General features: G+C 68.1%; 13 protein-coding genes and 2 tRNA genes. 4 read left to right on the top strand and 11 right to left on the bottom strand.

Annotation, left to right across the window (positions count from 1 at the left end; all coding sequences use genetic code 11):
* Positions 1–5 precede the first annotated feature (5 nt).
* On the bottom strand, positions 6–1,331 hold the full coding sequence (gene murA / locus ASE96_RS04355; protein WP_056426400.1) for a UDP-N-acetylglucosamine 1-carboxyvinyltransferase: 1,326 nt from the start codon (positions 1,329–1,331) through the stop codon (positions 6–8).
* Positions 1,332–1,700: 369 nt separating this feature from the next.
* On the opposite strand from murA, the gene ASE96_RS04350 reads away from it, so the two are divergent.
* Complete coding sequence (locus ASE96_RS04350; RefSeq protein WP_056426398.1) at positions 1,701–3,269, top strand: hypothetical protein; 1,569 nt, start codon at positions 1,701–1,703, stop codon at positions 3,267–3,269.
* Between the two features lie 98 nt (positions 3,270–3,367).
* Here the strand turns inward: ASE96_RS04350 and leuD are convergent, their stop codons facing one another.
* A complete protein-coding gene (gene leuD, locus ASE96_RS04345) occupies positions 3,368–3,970 on the bottom strand; it encodes a 3-isopropylmalate dehydratase small subunit (protein WP_056426394.1) in 603 nt (200 codons plus the stop codon).
* A gap of 58 nt (positions 3,971–4,028) precedes the next feature.
* Complete coding sequence (leuC, locus tag ASE96_RS04340) at positions 4,029–5,483, bottom strand: 3-isopropylmalate dehydratase large subunit (protein ID WP_056426390.1); 1,455 nt, start codon at positions 5,481–5,483, stop codon at positions 4,029–4,031.
* Between the two features lie 124 nt (positions 5,484–5,607).
* Between leuC and ASE96_RS04335 the strand changes: the two genes are divergently transcribed.
* Both ASE96_RS04335 and ASE96_RS04330 read left to right on the top strand, forming a co-directional pair.
* Complete coding sequence (locus ASE96_RS04335) at positions 5,608–6,327, top strand: IclR family transcriptional regulator (protein WP_056426387.1); 720 nt, start codon at positions 5,608–5,610, stop codon at positions 6,325–6,327.
* A gap of 17 nt (positions 6,328–6,344) precedes the next feature.
* Positions 6,345–6,881: a DUF1697 domain-containing protein gene (locus ASE96_RS04330; protein WP_056426384.1), complete on the top strand. Its 537-nt coding sequence runs from the start codon at positions 6,345–6,347 to the stop codon at positions 6,879–6,881.
* 60 nt (positions 6,882–6,941) lie between these two features.
* On the opposite strand, the gene ASE96_RS04325 is transcribed toward ASE96_RS04330, so the two are convergent.
* From ASE96_RS04325 to ASE96_RS04305, 5 genes are all read right to left on the bottom strand, one after another.
* On the bottom strand, positions 6,942–8,558 hold the full coding sequence (locus ASE96_RS04325; RefSeq protein ID WP_056426381.1) for a GTPase: 1,617 nt from the start codon (positions 8,556–8,558) through the stop codon (positions 6,942–6,944).
* Positions 8,555–10,321, bottom strand: a complete 1,767-nt coding sequence (locus tag ASE96_RS04320; RefSeq protein WP_056426379.1) for a dynamin family protein — start codon at positions 10,319–10,321, stop codon at positions 8,555–8,557. Before ASE96_RS04320 ends, ASE96_RS04325 begins: the two co-directional genes overlap by 4 nt.
* A gap of 109 nt (positions 10,322–10,430) precedes the next feature.
* Positions 10,431–13,163 (bottom strand): discoidin domain-containing protein, encoded by a 2,733-nt coding sequence (locus tag ASE96_RS04315; protein WP_200912979.1) that lies wholly within the window; start codon positions 13,161–13,163, stop codon positions 10,431–10,433.
* Between the two features lie 497 nt (positions 13,164–13,660).
* A tRNA-Glu gene (locus ASE96_RS04310) sits at positions 13,661–13,733 on the bottom strand.
* 130 nt (positions 13,734–13,863) lie between these two features.
* Positions 13,864–13,935, bottom strand: a tRNA-Gln gene (locus tag ASE96_RS04305).
* Positions 13,936–14,265: 330 nt separating this feature from the next.
* On the opposite strand from ASE96_RS04305, the gene ASE96_RS04300 reads away from it, so the two are divergent.
* Complete coding sequence (locus tag ASE96_RS04300; RefSeq protein ID WP_056426376.1) at positions 14,266–15,669, top strand: hypothetical protein; 1,404 nt, start codon at positions 14,266–14,268, stop codon at positions 15,667–15,669.
* On the opposite strand, the gene ASE96_RS04295 is transcribed toward ASE96_RS04300, so the two are convergent.
* The 3 genes from ASE96_RS04295 to ASE96_RS04285 are packed head-to-tail and all read right to left on the bottom strand — an operon-like array spanning position 15,666 to position 18,216.
* Positions 15,666–16,412 carry an HAD family hydrolase gene (locus ASE96_RS04295; RefSeq protein WP_056426373.1) on the bottom strand — a complete coding sequence of 249 codons (747 nt, stop codon included), beginning with the start codon at positions 16,410–16,412 and terminating at the stop codon, positions 15,666–15,668. The genes ASE96_RS04300 and ASE96_RS04295 overlap by 4 nt on opposite strands.
* A 2-nt stretch (positions 16,413–16,414) precedes the next feature.
* Entirely contained in the window at positions 16,415–17,947 is a 1,533-nt protein-coding gene (gene gltX, locus ASE96_RS04290; protein WP_056426370.1) for a glutamate--tRNA ligase, read from the bottom strand.
* 35 nt (positions 17,948–17,982) lie between these two features.
* Positions 17,983–18,216 (bottom strand): hypothetical protein, encoded by a 234-nt coding sequence (locus tag ASE96_RS04285; RefSeq protein WP_056426367.1) that lies wholly within the window; start codon positions 18,214–18,216, stop codon positions 17,983–17,985.
* Between the last annotated feature and the right edge of the window lie 10 nt (positions 18,217–18,226).

The raw sequence follows: 18,226 nt of genomic DNA, 5'->3' as shown, positions 1-18,226 counted from the left end.
TCCCGCTACTCGGCCGAGGTGATGTCGAAATCGGCGCCCAGGCCGGCGAGCTTCTCCGTAAAGCGCTCGTAGCCGCGGTTGATGATGTCGATTCCGGTGACCCGTGACGTGCCGCTGGCGGCCAGTGCCGCGATCAGGTGGCTGAAACCGCCGCGCAGATCCGGAACGTCGATGTCCGTGCCGGTCAGCTGGGCGGGTCCGGAAATCACGGCTGAATGCAGGAAGTTGCGCTGGCCGAAACGGCACGGGACGCTGCCCAGGCATTCGCGGTGCACCTGGATGTTGGCGCCCATCCGGATGAGGGCATCCGTGAAGCCGAACCGGTTTTCGTACACGGTTTCGTGGACAATCGACACGCCCTCGGCCTGCGTCAGGGCAACGATCAGCGGCTGCTGCCAGTCGGTCATGAACCCGGGGTGCACGTCCGTCTCGAGGACCAGCGGGTTGAGCTTGCCGCCCTTGTGATAAAAGCGGATGCCGTCATCGCCGATGTCCATTCCGCCGCCCACCTTGCGGTAGGTGTTGAGGAAGGTCATCATGTCGCGCTGGGTGGCGCCCTCAACGAAGATGTCGCCCCGGGTGACCAGCGCCGCGGAGGCCCAGGACGCCGACTCGTTGCGGTCCGAGAGGGCGCGGTGGTTGTAGCCGCCGAGGTCCGGGACACCCTCGATGCGGATGGTGCGGTCCGTCTGGACGCTGATGATGGCGCCCATCTTCTGCAGCACCGCGATGAGGTCTACGATCTCCGGCTCGGTGGCCGCGCCGGAGAGCTCCGTGATGCCCTCGGCCCGCGTGGCGCTCAGCAGGACCTGCTCGGTGGCGCCGACGGACGGGTACGGCAGCGAAATCTTGGCGCCTTTAAGGCCGCCGGGCGCGGAGATGTGGATGCCGCCGGGGCGCTTCTCCACCACGGCGCCGAACTGCCGCAGCACGTTCAGGTGGTAGTCGATGGGGCGATCGCCGATCTTGCAGCCGCCCAGATCGGGGATGAAGGCCTCGCCGATCGCGTGGATCAAGGGACCGCACAGCAGGATCGGGATGCGGGAGTCGCCGGCGTGCGCGTCGATGGCCGTATGGGAGGCCGTCTTCGCGTTGGTCGGATCGAGGGTGAGGTCCCCCGTGATGGGGTCCTTCTCGACGGTGACTCCGTGGAGCTGGAGCAGGCTGGTGACAACCTCGACGTCCTTGATCTCTGGGACGTTGCGCAGCACGGACGGCTCGTTGCCCAGCAGGGCAGCCACCATGGCCTTGGGGACAAGATTCTTGGCCCCACGCACGGTGACGCGGCCAGTCAGCGGGACGCCTCCGCGGATTGTCAGAACACTACTCATATACCGGTTTCCTCACGACTACTCGCCCCCAAATCCTTACAAAGGCACTTGCTAAGCATAGGAGCTAGCGTTACCGATCTGAAATACGGCACAGTTTCGCAGCCCTGCCGACGGCACGCGTGCGCCCTGGACAGGTTCAGCTTAGCGATCCGCTAATATCACGAAGTCCGCCGTCGCGGATACATACTTTGGCGGTCATCCTGGACCGCACTTAACTGGGGGCCCTTGATCTTCGTGAACTCTAGATCCACTTCATCTCTCGCTTCGATTGCGATGTCGCTTGCCTTAGCAACGATTCTTTCACTGGTAGCGGCGCCGACAGTTTCCGCCGCCTCGGATGTGTCAGGGCCAGTGCTCCATGGCCCTACCGTGTCACCAACTTCACTGAGCATCGCCACCGGGCCGGCCACCGTGAAGGTAACCCTCCGGCTGACTGATGCCACCGGCGTCAGCGCACCGTTCGTGCTCCTCGGCCACGACGCCACCGGCCAAAGCCACGGCTTCGGCAGCATGACGCTGATCTCCGGCACCACCAAAGACGGAATCTGGGAACGCTCCATGACGATTCCCCAAGGCGCCGCAACCGGCACCTGGAACGTCACGCTCTACCCGCTGCGCGACACCCTCGGAAACTCATCCACCAGCTTCCAGGACCTCGCCACCCTCAACGTCACCGGTCTAGCCGCGGACGTGACAGGTCCGGTGCTCCATAGCCCGACCGTGTCGCCAACGTCACTCAGCATCGCCACCGGGCCGGCAACCGTAAAAGTAAAGCTCCGGCTGACGGATGCCACCGGCGTCAGCGCACCGTTCGTGCTCCTCGGCCACGACGCCACCGGCCAAAGCCACGGCTTCGGCAGCATGACGCTGATCTCCGGCACCACCAAAGACGGAATCTGGGAACGCTCCATGACGATTCCCCAAGGCGCCGCAACCGGCACCTGGAACGTCACGCTCTACCCACTTAGCGACACCCTCGGAAACTCATCCACCAGCTTCCAAGACCTCGCCACCCTCAACGTCACCGGTCTAGCCTCGGATGTGACAGGGCCGGTGCTCCATAGCCCGACCGTTTCACCAACGTCACTGAGCATCGCCACCGGGCCGGCAACCGTAAAAGTACGCCTTCGGCTGACGGATGCCACCGGCGTCACCGCACCGGTCGTGCTCCTCGGCCACGACGCCACCGGCCAAACCCACGGCTTCGGCAGCATGACGCTGACCTCCGGCACCACGAAAGACGGAATCTGGGAACGCTCCATGACGATTCCCCAAGGCGCCGCCTCCGGCACCTGGAACGTCACGCTCTACCCACTTCGCGACACCCTGGGAAACTCATCCACCAGCTTCCAAGACCTCGCCACCCTCAACGTCACCGCAGTGGCGATCAACCCGTCGCTGACGGCAGCTACTGCACCCAAGATCGCAGGCACGTCCAAGGTCGGATACACACTGACCGCGACGCCGGGAACCTGGTCCCCGGCCCCTGTAACCCTSACGTACCAGTGGTACCGCTCCGGCATCGCCRTCACCGGCGCCACCGCCTCCACCCACAAACTCACCGMCACGGACGCGGGTAAGACACTCACCGTCCGAGTCACCGGACGAAAAACCGGCTACACCACTGCCTCACGGACGTCCGCAGCAACACCGGCCATCACAGCGGGCACACTGTCTCCTGCCGCACCAAATATCACAGGCACGTCCAAGGTCGGATACACACTGACCGCGACGCCGGGAACCTGGTCCCCGGCCCCTGTAACCCTGACGTACCAGTGGTACCGCTCCGGCATCGCCRTCACMGGCGCCACCGCCTCCACCCACAAACTCACCGCCACGGACGCGGGTAAGACACTCACCGTCCGAGTCACCGGACGAAAAACCGGCTACACCACTGCCTCAAGGATGTCCGCAGCAACTGCAGGTGTCAGCCGGTAGCTCCGGGGGGTACCTCACACGATTCAAGAACAGAGTGCCGCCGTCGAATATCTCGACGGCGGCACTCTGTTGTGAAGGACCGAACTGGCCCTGAAGCCTCAGGACAGCTTGGCGGGCAGCGTCTTCGGCTTGAAGCTGGGCCGGGTGGCCTCGAACGCGGTGATGTCTTCCTCGTGCTGGAGGGTCAGGCCGATATCGTCCAGGCCTTCGAGGAGGCGCCAGCGGGTGTAGTCGTCGATTTCGAACGGCGCCACGATGTTGCTGCACCGGACGGTCTTGGAGACGAGGTCCACGGTGACCGCGGTGCCGGGGGCGTTCTCCAGTTCCTTCCAGATGAGTTCAATGTCATCCTGGGCCAGCTCGGCGGCGAGCAGTCCCTGCTTTCCGGAGTTGCCGCGGAAGATGTCCGCGAAGCGCGAGGACAGCACGGTCTTGAAGCCGTAGTCCTTAAGCGCCCAGACGGCATGCTCACGGGAGGATCCAGTGCCGAAGTCCGGGCCGGCCACCAGTACGGAGCCGGCGTTGAACGGTTCCTGGTTCAGGATGAACGCGGGGTCCTTGCGCCAGGCCGCGAACAAGGCATCCTCAAAGCCGGTGCGGGTGATGCGCTTGAGGTAGACGGCCGGGATGATCTGGTCCGTGTCGACGTTGCTCTGGCGCAGCGGGACGCCGACGCCGGTGTGGGTGGTGAACTTTTCCATGGCGGATCCTTCGGTGCTGGGTGGATCGGGTGCTGTGCGGATCAGGGACTGTGGGACGCTACGCGGCGTCGGTGCTGAGCGCAGCGGATTCCGGAGCGGGGTCCAGGTCCGAGGGAGAACTCAGGGTGCCGCGAACCGCCGTCGCCGCCGCCACCACCGGGGAGACCAGATGGGTGCGGCCGCCCTTGCCCTGGCGGCCCTCGAAGTTGCGGTTGGAGGTGGAGGCGCAGCGCTCCCCCGGTTCCAGCTGGTCCGGGTTCATGCCCAGGCACATGGAACAGCCGGCGAAGCGCCACTCGGCGCCGAAGTCCTTGAAGACCTTGTCCAGGCCCTCGGCTTCGGCTTCGAGGCGGACGCGGGCGGATCCCGGGACCACGAGCATCCGGATGTTGGGGTCCTTGGTGCGGCCGCGGATGATGTCCGCCGCGGCGCGGAGGTCCTCCATCCGGGAGTTGGTGCAGGACCCCAGGAAGACGGTGTCCACCCGGATGTCCTTCATCGGGGTGCCGGCCTCCAAACCCATGTACTGCAGCGCTCGTTCCGCCGCGGCCTTGGCGTTCTCGTCGCCGAAGTCCTCGGGGGACGGCACCTTGGCGGACAGGGACACGCCCTGGCCGGGGTTGGTCCCCCACGTTACAAACGGTTCCAGGGTGTCGGCGTCGAGGTCCACTTCGACGTCGAACGTTGCGTCGTCCTCGGAGCGCAGGGTGTTCCAGTACTCGACGGCGGCGGCCCACTCGGCGCCCTGCGGAGCGTGCGGGCGGCCGAACATGTAGTCGTAGGTGGTCTGGTCCGGGGCGACGAGTCCGGCGCGGGCGCCGGCTTCGATGGACATGTTGCAGATGGTCATCCGGGCTTCCATGGACAGTGCCCGGATCGCGGAGCCACGGTATTCGAGCACGTAGCCCTGTCCCCCGCCGGTGCCGATCTTGGCAATGACGGCCAGGATGATGTCCTTGGCGGACACGCCGGGGCGCAGGGTGCCCTCGACGTTGATGGCCATGGTCTTGAACGGCTTCAGGGACAGCGTCTGGGTGGCCATCACGTGCTCCACCTCGGACGTGCCGATGCCCATCGCCAGGGCGCCGAACGCCCCATGGGTGGAGGTGTGCGAGTCGCCGCAAACCACAGTCATGCCGGGCTGGGTGAGGCCGAGCTGCGGGCCGACGACGTGGACGATGCCCTGCTCGGCGTCGCCCAGGGAGTGCAGGCGGACGCCGAATTCCTGGCAGTTGTTGCGCAGGGTCTGGATCTGCGTGCGGCTGGTGAGATCGGCGATTGGCTTGTCGATGTCCAGCGTGGGAGTGTTGTGGTCCTCGGTGGCGATGGTGAGGTCGGGCCGGCGCAGCGGGCGCCCGGCCAGGCGGAGGCCCTCAAAGGCCTGCGGCGACGTCACCTCGTGCACCAGGTGGAGGTCGATGAAAAGAAGGTCGGGCTGGGCGTTGGCTCCTTCGCCGTCGCCCTTTCGCACCACGTGCGCGTCCCAGACTTTCTCGGCCAGTGTCTTTGCCACGGCCTGCTCCCTTCACTGCGGTCTACGTACTTGCCAGCTTGCTGTCTCCACTGAATCAGCACTCCCGCGTAATACGCCAGCGCGTTGACTTGCATCTCAGATAATGAGACGGCAATATCATTACATGGACAATTCTAGTGGAGTCGGTGTCATCGATAAAGCGGCCCATGTGCTTGACGCACTTGAGGCCGGCCCCACCACCCTGGCGCAGCTTGTTGCAGCCACGGGACTGGCGAGGCCCACCGTGCACCGGCTGGCACTGGCGCTGGTCCATCACCGGCTGGTCAGCCGTGACATCCAGGGCCGCTTTGTCCTGGGCAGCCGCCTCGTGGAGCTCGCCTCGGCAGCCGGCGAGGACCGCTTGATCGCCTCCGCCGGCCCCGTCCTGATGCAGCTCCGCGACGCCACCGGCGAAAGCGCCCAGATCTTCCGCCGGCAGGGCGACTGGCGCGTCTGCGTGGCCTCCGCCGAACGGCCCATCGGCCTGCGCGACACCATTCCCGTCGGCACCCAGTTGTCCATGAAGGCCGGCTCTGCCGCCCAGGTGCTGCTCGCGTGGGAGGACCACGACCGCCTCCTGGAAGGCCTGCAGGCCGCCCGCTTCACCCCCACCGTCCTGGCCGGAGTACGACGCCGGGGCTGGGGCCAGAGCCTCGGCGAACGCGAGCCGGGAGTCGCCTCCGTCTCGGCGCCTGTGCGCGGCCCGTCCGGCCGGGTGATCGCCGCCGTATCGATCTCCGGCCCCATCGAACGCCTGACCCGCCAGCCCGGCCGGCTGCACGCCGAAGTGGTCTGCAACGCGGCCCGCGTACTGACCGAGGCGCTGCGCAAAACCAACGACTGACGGCATAGGCTGTCCGCATGAGCAGCTATGCGGTGTTCCTGCGCGGAGTCAATGTCGGCGGCATCACCATCAAGATGGGCGACCTGAAGGAAGTCCTGAAGTCCCGTCCGTTTACGGGCGTGAAGACGCTCCTGGCCAGCGGGAACGTTGTGCTTTCGAGCGAGCTGTCCCCCGCCGGAGTCAAGGAGCAATTCGAAGCGTGCCTCCGGGAGGCCTTCGGATATGACGCCTGGGTGGTGGTCCTGTCGGCGGACCGGGTGAGTGAACTCGTGGCGGCGTGCCCCTACCCCGCGGACGACACCTCCACCCACACCTACCTCACCCTCGGCTCGGACGCCGGAGTGCTGGGTGAGCTCTATACGGCCGGCTCCGCGTTGGACGGCACCGAGCTGACCCGGCTCGGCCCGGAAGCCCTGGCCTGGCTGGCGCCGGCCGGCGGAACCCTGGACAGCCCGTTCAGCAAGCTGTCCTCGAAACCCAAGTACAAGGCGTCCACCACCACGCGCAACCTGCGCACCATGATCAAAGTCCGGGACGCCGCAGCGTTGTTGTAGGCGCAGCAGCACTTTTTACCAGAACGGTGCAGCAGCCCAACGCCGCCGCCGCTGGATCAGTCAGCGCGCCGCCGTCTGCAGTGCCTTGTTAAAGGACGCCAGCCGGCTCACCTCAAGCGCCACCGGCTCCACAACATAGTCCTCCGCCACGGCCGCGACGGACCCCTTGAGCCGTTTCCGGGCCGTCGCGCCGCGTGCCCGGGCGGCTGCGCCGGCGATGAACTTCGCCAGGACGGCCAGCACAATCCCCAGCAGCGCTCCGCCGGCGATCATGACGGTCGGCACCGGCCAGCCCTCCACCAGCGGAACCTCCGGCACGGGCAGCTGCAAATAGCCCAGCGCGGCAAGAACTCCCAGCCAGGCGAAACCGCCGAAGGCTGTCAGCAGGGCAAACCACTGGACGATGTTGAACGGCGTCCACCACCAGGATGTGCCGCCCGCCTTCAGCTCTGTGGACGCGATGGCCTGGTCCAGGGCATCGGGAAGCTGCTCGCGGCCCTCGCGGGCGGCACCGCGGATGACGGCTCGCCAGGGCCCCGGGGCGCCGTCGGACGTGGCGTCGGCAAATTCACGGACGGCGGCGTCCGCGCGGGCCCGCTCCGGGGCGCCGGCCGGCGGCAGTGAGGTGCGGTTCAGTTCGGGGTTGGCGCCTTCCCGGCGCAGGTTGAGGCGCCGCAGCGGATCGGGCCGGAACCGGACCAGCCAGCGCGTCACAGGCCATCCGGTGCGGCGGGTCGCCTCCAGCCGGTACGACCGGACCACGGCGTCCACCACCACCGGAACGTTGGCGGCGACCGCCAGCTCCTCCGCCAGCCGGGCCTTCGACGCTGCGCTGACCCCGGCCGCCTCACCGCTGCCGGACGCCTCGGCCAGCCGGGCCGAGGCCGCCGTGACGTCCGCCCCCAGCCGCTGGGACTGGGCCTGGCGCTGCGTGGCCACCTGGCGGATGGCGGCGCGGACCTTGTCCACGCCGGTCCCTGCAACGGCGGAGGCGCCAAGGACCTGCACCTTGCCCAGCCCGTCCCGGGCCAGGATGCCCTTGAGTGACTCCAGGACCGGGGGCACGTCCCGCTCCGGGAGCCGGTCCACCTGGTTCAGCACCACCAGGGTGACGGCGCCGTGGGAGGCCAGCGGGGTGAGGAAGTCGTTGTGGACCGCGGCGTCGGCGTATTTCTGCGGATCGAGCACCCAGACCAGGACGTCCACCAGCCCCACCATCCGCTCCACGATCTCCCGGTTGGCGGCGCGGGTGGAGTCGAAGTCGGGAAGGTCCAGGAGGATCAGGCCAGTGCCTTCATCGGCGAATCCGGGCATGGGCGCGGCATGGTGCCGGTTCCGGACGTCCAGCCAGTCCAGCAGCGCCTCGCTGCCCTCGGCGCCCCAGATGCCGGCGAGCGGCTCGGAGGTGGTGGGCCGCCGGGCGGCCGCCGTCGCGATTTCCTCGCCGCTGACGGCGTTGAAGAGGGAGGATTTTCCGCTGCCGGTGGCCCCGAAGAAGCCGACAACGGTGTGGTCACCGGAGAGGGAACGTCGGGAACTGGCCCGGTCCAGCACCTGGAGCACGCTGTCCAGAACGTCCTCCGGGAGCGCCCCCGCGGCCAGTTCGCGTGCCTCATTCAGTGCCTCCAGCCGGCGGTCCAGCCGGGACGCCTGTGCGGCGGCGCCGTGGCGGCTCATGCGGAGGCCGCCAGCCGGCGCAGGGCCACAGCGTGGCCGGCGAGCACCGCCGGAGCGACCCCGTCGGAGAACTCAAGCCGGGCCAGGAAGCGCTCCTGTTCCGCCTCGAGCAGCCGCTGGCAGCGGGCGTGGAGGTCCTCGCGGGCGGTCTTGGCGAGCCGGCGGACGGCGTCCTCGCCAAACACCGCTTCCAGCAGCCGCTGTCCGACGACGGCGGTTCCGCCGGCGACGCCCACCTCCAGGCCGGTCAGCCCGGCCGTCATGGAGAACACGACAATCATCAGGGCGGCGCCGAGTCCGTTGATGCCGAAGGACAGCCAGCGGGCCTGCGTGCGCTTGCCCTGGCCCTCGGTCCGGATCAATTCCATGAGGCTCCCCTGCCAGGCCCGGATCTCGGCGGCAGCCTTTTCGGCGAAGCCGTCGGAGGTCCCGGAGAGGTCGTCGCCGCCCAGCAGTTGGCGGCCGGCCGGATCGGAACGCCAGCGCCGGTCCGTGTCTTCGGCCGCGTTGGCGGCCTCATCGATGATGACGGCCTGCAGTCCGGTCTCGATCGCCGTCTCCACCCGCACCGCCGGTGCCGGTTCGCCGCGGAAGAAGGCACCCAGCCGGTCCCGGAACCGGCCGATGTTCTGCTCCATCGCCCGGAAGAACTCGCCGGTGCCCACGAAGTCCTGCCAGCGGGCCAGGACCTCGCCCCGCAGGAGGGCGCCGTCCCGGGTGGCCTCAAGGATCCGTGCCACAGCGTCCCGGTAGGCGTCCCGGGCGTCCCCGGCGAGGACGTCGGCGGCGTGTTCCTGGTCCCCGGCGGCCTTGGCCACTGCCTCGACCCGGCTTCCCAAGGCTTTGACGGTCCCGTTGAGCGTCCGCCGGGCGATGTCTGCCCGGCCGGCAGCATCTGCGGCGAGTTCCTGCACCCAGACGCGCAACGGATCCACGGCTTCGGGCGGAAGCATCCCCATCCCGTCCAAGGCCGTCTCGGGGACGACGAAGAGGCGGGCGGTGCCCAGGCCTTCCCTGCTGAGCATGGACTGCAGGTCGGCACTGACCTCGGCCTCGGCGGCCGGCGGGACCCGGTCCAGGACCACGGCCACCATGATGTCCCGGGAGGCGGCGTCCAGCAGCAGGCGCCAGGGGACGGCGTCGGCATAGCGGTTGGCGGTGGTGACGAACACCCACAAATCGGCGGCGGCCAGCAGCTGCCCGGCGAGCTGGCGGTTGTCAGCGGACACCGAGTCGACGTCGGGAGCGTCCAGCAGGGCGATCCCCTGCGGTACGGCCGGATCGGCGACCAGCACCAGCGAGGTGATCGCGGCGGCGTCCGGCGTGGGCCCGGCCTGGCTGGCGGGCCGGGGTTCATGGTTCACCGTTCCGCGGATCCGGCTCAGGCTCGGCAGGACTCTCTGGTCCTCGAACCACCGGCCGTCGGCGGGGTGGTGCAGCAGTATGGGCTGGCGCGTTGTGGGCCGGATGGCGCCGGCGCGGGTGACGGCGTGCCCCACGAGGCCGTTGACCAGGGTCGATTTCCCGGCGCCGGTGGATCCGCCCACGACGGCGAGGAGCGGCGCGTCCAGGCTCCGGTAGCGCGGCAGGATGTAGTCCTCCAGCTGGGCCAGGGCGTTGCGGATGTCCAGCCGTGCCTCGTCCGAGCCGGGCAGGGCCAGCGGCAGCGCGGTCGTCGCAAGGTCGCGATGGACGGCTTCCAGCAGGTCAACGGCCGTGCCGTGGTTTTCTTCGGAGCTCACCGCATCATCATGCCATTTCATGGCGGTGCCAAGCGCCGGGCAATACAAAAGGTCCCCGCATGCTGGGCGGCGGGGTCCTTGTGCAGCCGCGGGGAGGCCGGACTGACCGTCTCCAGGTATGTCACTGCCGTCAGCTGATGGTGATCGTCGATGCGACGCTGGGAACGCCTTTTGAGTCCATGGCGAAGAGGAGATAGGTGCCCGGCACCAGCACCCCGCGATCAGCGGGCAGTTTCAGCGTTGCGGTATTTCCGGACACAGCGGTTGCGGTGACCGGGATCCGCCGCTGGTCTGTGTTGACGGTGTGGGTGACGGTGCCCATCCGCATCAGGGAGAACTTGCTGACCGGCGCCCCGGTGGTCACCGCAATCGTGCTGCCGGCCGGCGCGGTGGCCGGTGCTGTCACGATCGTCGGCCGGGAGCGTTCGCTGCCGTCGTCGTTCAGAAGGTAGGGCGGTGTGAAAATCTCGCCGTCCAGATGATTGGTGGTGCAGTTGCCGCAGAGCCCGCCGCCGCCGACGAAAATCCGGGCATCAGGGAGCAGCAGTGCGACGCTGTGGTAAGTCCGGGGAATGGCCATGGGGGCCAGGGTGGTCCACTCCCCCGTGGCCGGGTTCCAGATTTCCGGGGACATCCTGGCGTCGGTATCGCTGAACGGAACCGGAATGGGCTGACCGCCGGCGACGAAAACCTGCCCATCGGGCAGAGCGACACCGCTCGCGAAGGACCGACTGACGGCCATGTCGCCGGTCCGGGCCGCGGTGACCCCGTTGTTGATGTCGATGGTGTAGGCGCGTGCCGTGGCAGGAGAGTCGTCGTAGGCCGGCGCCCCGCCCACGGTGAGGATCTTTCCGACGTCGTACATCACGGCGTCGCCGTTCATGGCGTCGGCGCTGTCCGAGCGGTTGCCGGCCGAGGTGATGCTGCCGTTGCCGGTGGTGGAGATCCAGTTCATCTGGCGGCTGGGCCCGGCCTGGAACACCCGGCCGCCAGAGGCGGCAAACAGCCAGGTGTGGTTGTCGGCCCGGTACGCGCCGCGGGGATCGGCGGTCATGGTGCTGTCAACCGGCACGTCCGGCAGGAGGCGCCAGCCGCCCTCCGCAGACCAGACCTCGCCGTGTTTGCTGCCCGACCCGCCCGACCACGAACCGCCGATGGTAAAGACCTCTCCGGTGGACGTGGTGACATTGCTCTGGTAGCCGCGGGGGATCATCATGTCCGGCCCGGCGGACCAGGCGTTCGTCGCAGGGTTGTAGAGAGTGGTTTTCGAGCTGTTGCTGCCGCCGCTGATCAGGATTTTCCCGTCCGGCAGCATCGAGGTCCCGGGGCAGAACATGTCGTGACCGGTGTTGACCACCTGGGCCGGGCTCACGACACCGGTAGACAGGTTCAGGATGGACGCCTGCGTGTAGCCCCTGCTGCCGCCAAAAGCGGTGGGAGAATACGCGGACCAGGTCAGCATCCGGTTGCCCGGCAATAGCGCGGCCGCGGCCGGGACCAGCGGGAAGTTGATCGTCGGACCCCAGGAACCAATGGACGGGCCGAGGAGGTTGATCTCGGCGGCGCTGCTCCACGGACCGCGGTTGCCGGCCTCAGTGGTCGCGGTCAGCCGGACGTAGCGGGCGCTGACCGCGGTGAAGTTCACCGTCTTCTCCGCACCGGTGTCCGGCCAGGTGCCGCTCGCGGCGTCGCTCCATGTGGTGCCGTCGTCGCTGACCGCGATCTTGAAAGTGCCGACCCGCCCGTTCGTGCCGTCCGTTCGCGGGAGATAGCGGAGCCCCGCGATGGTTCGCGCCGCCTTGGTGTCGATGGTGATGGTGTGCGGCAGCGGTGCGGCCGGGGCGGGGGACCACCTGCTGTGCCAGATGGTGGAGGTACTGCCGTCGAGCACATTGCTGGCCCTGCCGTTGATGCGGGAGGTCTCCGCGTCGCTGGCCGTCGCGGTCCACCCTACGCGGGGCAATGCACCCGAGGCGGACACAGTTTGCCCTACCAGCAGATTGATCTCGGCGGCGCTGCTCCACGGACCGCGTTTCCCCGCCTCGGAGCTCGCGGTCAGCCGGACGTAGCGTGCAGTCACGGCCGTGAATGACACCGTCTTCTCCGCGCTGGTGTCCGGCCAGGTGCCGCTGGCGACGTCGCTCCAGCTGGCGCCATCGGCGCTGACCCTGATCGAGTAGTTTCCGACGCGCCCGTTCGTGCCATCCGCACGCGGAAGGTAACGGACACCCCCGATGCTGCGCGTGGCCTTGGTGTCGATGGTGATGGTGTGCGGCAGCGGTGCCGCGGGGGCCGGGGACCACCTGCTGTGCCAGATCGTGGCGGTACTGCCGTCAAGCACATTGCCGGCCCGGCCGTTGATGCGGGAGGTCTCCGCGTCGCTGGCCGTGGCCGTCCATCCGGCGCGCGGCAGCACGCCCGACGGGGATGCCGATTGCCCGGCGAGCAGGTTGATCTCGGCGGCGCTGCTCCACGGGCCGCGGTTGCCCGCCTCGGACCTCGCGGTCAGCCGGACGTAGCGGGCGTTCACCGCGGTGAAGGACACCGTCTTCTCCGAGGCGGTGTCCGGCATGGTTCCGGTTGAGACGACGGTCCAGTCAGTGCCGGTAGTGCTCACCCGAATTTCGAAGGTGCCCACGCGACCGTTCGCGCCGTCCGTCCGCGGGAGAAGACGGAAACCCCCGATGCTGCGCGTGGCCTTGGTGTCGATCGTGATGCTGTGCGGCAGCGGTGCCGCCGGTGCCGGCGACCACCGGCTGTGCCACATCGTGGAAGATTTACCGTCCAGCACGTTGCTGGCCCGGCCGTTGATACGGGCGGTCTCGGCGTCGCTGGCCGTGGCCGTCCACCCGGTCCGCGACAAGAGAATGGGAACAGCCTCCGTCGCCGCGGCGGGCTGCGCCGCGTTATGAATGTGCGGTCCGACCAACGACGAGGAGTCCTGCCCGGCGGCTGGCCCCGAATTATGCGCGTGCAGACCGGGCCCCAAAGAATTCGGCAGAGCCACCGCCCCATATCCCGCGATCAGCAGGAACCCAACCAGGAAAGCCACCCAACGACGAAGCCGAAGGCGATGCACCACGGCTGGCACGGCCTTAGCCGCTTCCCGCCTCGCGTGGAATCTGACCGCCGTGCCAGTCAACCGATGCATCTGCGCCCCCCTCGTGGCACGACCCGTCGTAATAGGACTGACCCTAGGGAGGAGGACTTGTGAAAACCTTGGGTGACCAGCAGGAAAACTTACGGTGCGGGAAGGGTGGGGTGTCCAGGTGGCGAACGGCGGGGCAGGGCCAACCCTGGGCACGGATCGGGGCACAACGAAAAACGGCCCCGGGCTAATGCCCGGGACCGTTTCATCTGTGACCCCAGCGGGATTCGAACCCGCGTTACCGCCGTGAGAGGGCAGCGTACTAGGCCGCTATACGATGGGGCCGCGTACTCTCCAGAACAGCATTTCTGCCATTCGCGCTAAGCGATTGTTTCATACACTCAGCAAGTGTTTCAAATCGGCGAACCGATCCAAAACCCCTGATCAGCCGCGGAAATCCGCGGAATTATCAGAGCTGGGATACCAGGACTCGAACCTAGAATGACGGTACCAGAAACCGTAGTGTTGCCAATTACACCATATCCCAATGGAACTTTCGGGCCGGATCCGTGGGCCTAAACCCTCGCTCCCGGCGCCTCAGCACGAGTAATTACTTTACCCGAGAGTTTTCGTCTGCACAAATCGGCGGCGCAGTGGGCGGCACTACCCTTGGGCGGCCGCTGGAACCGTCTCCTGCTCAGCGAAACCCTTGCCAATCCGGGGCTGACAAGTTTACGCTCGGTAAGTTACCAGTGAGTAACAACCCCTCCCCCACTCCGCTGCGGGCAGTTCTACGGGCATTTTCGAATGTTAGCTGCATCACAGCCGGGGACCGGCGGCAAGCTGCCGCCGGTAACACCGTCGAGAGGAACCATCTGTGACACAGCGCCGTGCCGCTTCCGGCAAGACCCCTTCCCGCACCCAACAGATCGCCATCGCCGTCCTCGCTTTGCTGCTGATTGCCCTCCTGGGGTTCTACACCCTCGTTACCGGCCGGATCGCAGATGGCTCTGCCCGGCTCAACGAGGGAGCAGGCCAGGCCTCCGCCGGGGCATCCAAGCTAAAAGACGGGGCCGGCAAACTTGCCACAGGGGCCGGTCAGGCGGACACCGGCGCCGGCCAACTCTCGGCGGGCGCTGACAAGGTCCACGCGGGGATCAGCCAGAAGCTCGCTCCCGGGGCCCAGAAGCTCCAGGCCGGTGCCGACCAGTTGGCCACGGGCGCCGCAAAGATCGAAACCGATGTCAACAACAAACTCGCCCCCGGGGTATACAAGGTGGACGACGGCGCCCGGAAGCTAGCGGCTGGAGCCAAACAGCTCTCCGCCGCCCTCACCCCCACGGCTGCCGGCAACGCGGACAACAACCTGGCCGACGGCGCCACGCAGCTTGACGCCGGCGCGGCCCGGCTTGCGGCTGGATCCGGTGATCTTGCGGCCGGAACGGACCGGCTCAAGGGCTACCGGGGCGCCGGCAACGACCCCGCAGCCGGCACCGGAACGGCCGCCCTCGCGCAGGCTCTCGAACTCCTCGAGGCCGCGGCATCGGATCCGGTCCAGGGCCTGGTGCCGCTGTCCGTGGTCAAGGACAAAATCGCCAAAATCCGCGCCGGCGCCCAGAAGCTTGACGCCGGAGCGGCACAGCTGCAGGCAGGCGCCGGGCGCTTGGAGACCGGCGCGGGCCAGCTGCACGCGGGCACGGGTCGGCTAACGGCCGGTTTCGTGACGCTGGCCGGCAAGCTCAACAGCCGGAACCCCGACACCCCGGGCGTGGTACTCGGCACTGAACTCCTGGCCGACGGCACGTCAAAGATCCGGACGGGTATGGACGGCGTTCCCGGGAATCCCGCACGCCCGGGGCTCATCAAAGCCGCCGCAAAGATGACGGAAGGCAGTTCCCGGCTGGCCGACGGAACGGCGGCCATGAACGCCGGCATTAAGGGCGACCCTACGGACCCCGCCAACCCCGGTCTGCTCAACGGATCCCAGGCCTTGGCCGCGGGCGCCTCGCAGCTCTCGGCGGGCAGCACCAAACTGGCATCGGGCTCGTCGCAGCTTTCCACCGGCGCGGACAAGCTCGCTGCTGGGAACGCCCGGATTGCCGAGGGAACGGGCACGCTGCATTCGAGCGCTGCGGCTGTCTCGCCGTCAGACATGGCCGGGCGGTCCGACGCGGCCATGGCCCTCGGGATCGTCGGCGTCCTGGGCCTGGGCTCGGCCGGCACGTTCCTTGTGCTGCGGAACCGCCGGACCGGAGCCTCCAGAGCCCCGGCGGACGGTTAGGCCAACAGCTCCAGCAGGGAACCGATCTCGCGGCCGGCGAAGTCCGGGGCCGGTTCCCCGCCGCGGTTCAGCCAGACACCCAGCAGGCCGGCCGCCGTCGAGCCGTCAGCGTCGAGGAGGCGGTTGTCCCCCACGTAGAGCGTCTCGCCGGCGCCGGTGCCAAGCCGGCGGACGCCCTCCAGGTAGATGGCCGGATCCGGCTTCGCCGCACCCACCGTGTCCGTGCCCACCAGCACGCTGATTCGCGCCAGGCCTGCGGCGTCCAGCTTGACCCGCTGGTAGTCGTGGACGTTGTTGCTGACTGCGCCGTAGGGGATGCCGGCGGCATCGAGCGCGTCCAGGATCGGGGTGACGTCGTCGAAGGCGCGGATGTAGCCGTGCTGCCGGCTGGCGTAGGAGCTGACCCAGTGCTGGGCCTGCTCCCCCTCCTCCAGCTCAACCCCGAAATGCCCCAGTGCTGCCCGGCCGCGGAGGAGGCGCTGTTCGTTGAAGGTCAGCTCCCCGGCGAGGTAGCGGTCATAGAAGTGGGTGGTCTCGCGGGTGAAGATCCGCCCGAACTTCTCCCACCCGGTCTGGTCCAGGCCGGGCAGGAGGTGTTCGCTGACGTCGCGCAGGGCCGCCGTCATGGAGAACTCGAGATCCACCAGGGTGTCGTCGATGTCGAACAGCACACCGCGGATGCCGCCCAGGCCCACGGCGAGGGCGCTGGGCCGGGCATCGGTTCGGGCCGCAGGCGTGCTCATCGTCAGCCGCGGAACGCGCGGAGCCGGGCCAGGGACGAGTCCTTGCCCAGGATCACCATGGATTCGAACAGTGGCGGCGAAATCCGGCGGCCGGAAATCGCGGTGCGGACCGGGCCGAAGGCCAGCCGCGGCTTGACGCCGAGTCCCTCCACGAGGGCCTCCTTGAGCGCGGACTGGATGTTCTCGGCGTTCCAGTCCGCGATGGGCTCCAGGGCGGCCAGGGCGGCGTCGAGCACCTCGGTGAGGTTCTCCGGAAGCCCCTTGCGGGCGTCGTCCGCGACGTCGATCGCGTCGTCGTTCTTAAACAGGAAGGCGAGCATCTCGGGAGCCTCGCCCAGCAGGGAGATGCGCTCCTGGATCAGCGGGGCCGCCTCGGCGAGGATCTCCTCCTGGCGGGCAGTGAGCGTGTCGCCGAGGAACCCGGCCGTGCGCAGGTACGGGACCAGCCGGCCGCGGAAGTCCTCGGCATCGAGCATCCGGATGTGCGTGCCGTTGATGGCCTCGGCCTTTTTGATGTCGAAGCGGGCCGGGTTTGCCAGCACGTCGTTGACGTCGAAGTGCTCGATCAGCTGCTCCACCGTGAAGATGTCCTCATCGGCGGAGAGGCTCCAGCCCAGCAGCGACAGGTAGTTGAGCAGGCCTTCCGGGATGAAGCCACGGTCCCGGAGCAGGAACAGGTTGGACTGCGGGTCGCGCTTGGAGAGCTTCTTGTTGCCCTCGCCCATGACGTAGGGCAGGTGGCCGAAGACCGGCAGGTAGCTGGCGACGCCGATGTCCATCAATGCGTTGATCAGCACCACCTGGCGGGGCGTCGAGGAGAGCAGGTCCTCGCCGCGAAGCACGTGGGTGATGCCCATCAGCGCGTCGTCCACCGGGTTGACCAGGGTGTAGAGCGGGGAGCCGTCGGCGCGGACGATCACGTAGTCCGGGATGCTGCCGGCCTTGAAGGTGATCTCGCCGCGGACCATGTCGGTGAAGGTGACATCCGAATCCGGCATCCGGACGCGGAGCACGGGCTGGCGGCCTTCGGCCCTGAACGCGGCCAGCTGCTCCTCGGTGAGCTCGCGGTCGAAGTTGTCATAACCCAGCTTGGGGTCGCGGCCGGCGGCGCGGTGGCGCGCCTCGACCTCCTCCGGGGAGGAGTAGCACTCGTAGGCGTAGCCGGCGTCGATCAGCTTGGCGACGACGTCCTTGTACAGGTCCAGACGCTGGGACTGGCGGTACGGCTCGTGCGGTCCGCCCACCTCCACGCCTTCCTCCCAGGTGATGCCAAGCCACTTCAGGGCCTCGAGCAGCTGCTGGTAGCTCTCCTCCGAGTCGCGCGCCGCGTCCGTGTCCTCGATGCGGAACACGAAGGTGCCCTTGGTGTGGCGGGCGTGGGCCCAGTTGAACAGGGCGGTACGGATCAGGCCAACGTGCGGGGTGCCGGTGGGCGACGGGCAGAACCGGACACGGACCGGGGTGTCAGCGGTGACTTCGCTGGTCACGCTGGGGGCGGAGCTGGAGACGGCGTCGGGCGCAGAAGGAGTAGTCATAGTGACTCCAACTTTACCGCGTGCTGCCACGCGCTTTAGCGCTTGCGGCTCCGCGCGGTTTGCGGGCGGGACAGCGCCTTCACCAGGTAGTATCCGGCCAGCACGAGGCCCGCGGCGAGGAAGGCCAGCGCCAGCCAGGACGGCCCGTCCAGCCAGCCGACGGCGCGTGCCGCCATGGTGAACGTGCCGATGGACCCCAGGGCAAAGAGCAGGAAGGAACGGCGCCGGCGTGAACCGCGCAGGGCGCCGCGCCATCCGCCACCGCTCATGTCCCGCTCC

This window comes from Arthrobacter sp. Leaf69 (genome assembly GCF_001422645.1).
Classification (GTDB): Bacteria; Actinomycetota; Actinomycetes; order Actinomycetales; family Micrococcaceae; genus Arthrobacter.
Note: the sequence above shows the minus strand (reverse complement) of the source record. Positions and strands in the feature narration are given on the sequence as shown.

Bases quoted from the DNA above. Each gene is read 5' to 3' on its own strand.
- murA (WP_056426400.1), bottom strand. From the start codon at position 1,331: ATGAGTAGTGTTCTGACAATCCGCGGAGGCGTCCCGCTGACTGGCCGC.
- leuD (WP_056426394.1), bottom strand. From the start codon at position 3,970: ATGGAAAAGTTCACCACCCACACCGGCGTCGGCGTCCCGCTGCGCCAG.
- ASE96_RS04335 (WP_056426387.1), top strand. From the start codon at position 5,608: ATGGACAATTCTAGTGGAGTCGGTGTCATCGATAAAGCGGCCCATGTG.
- ASE96_RS04330 (WP_056426384.1), top strand. From the start codon at position 6,345: ATGAGCAGCTATGCGGTGTTCCTGCGCGGAGTCAATGTCGGCGGCATC.
- ASE96_RS04325 (WP_056426381.1), bottom strand. From the start codon at position 8,558: ATGAGCCGCCACGGCGCCGCCGCACAGGCGTCCCGGCTGGACCGCCGG.
- ASE96_RS04320 (WP_056426379.1), bottom strand. From the start codon at position 10,321: ATGAAATGGCATGATGATGCGGTGAGCTCCGAAGAAAACCACGGCACG.
- ASE96_RS04295 (WP_056426373.1), bottom strand. From the start codon at position 16,412: ATGAGCACGCCTGCGGCCCGAACCGATGCCCGGCCCAGCGCCCTCGCC.
- gltX (WP_056426370.1), bottom strand. From the start codon at position 17,947: ATGACTACTCCTTCTGCGCCCGACGCCGTCTCCAGCTCCGCCCCCAGC.
- ASE96_RS04285 (WP_056426367.1), bottom strand. From the start codon at position 18,216: ATGAGCGGTGGCGGATGGCGCGGCGCCCTGCGCGGTTCACGCCGGCGC.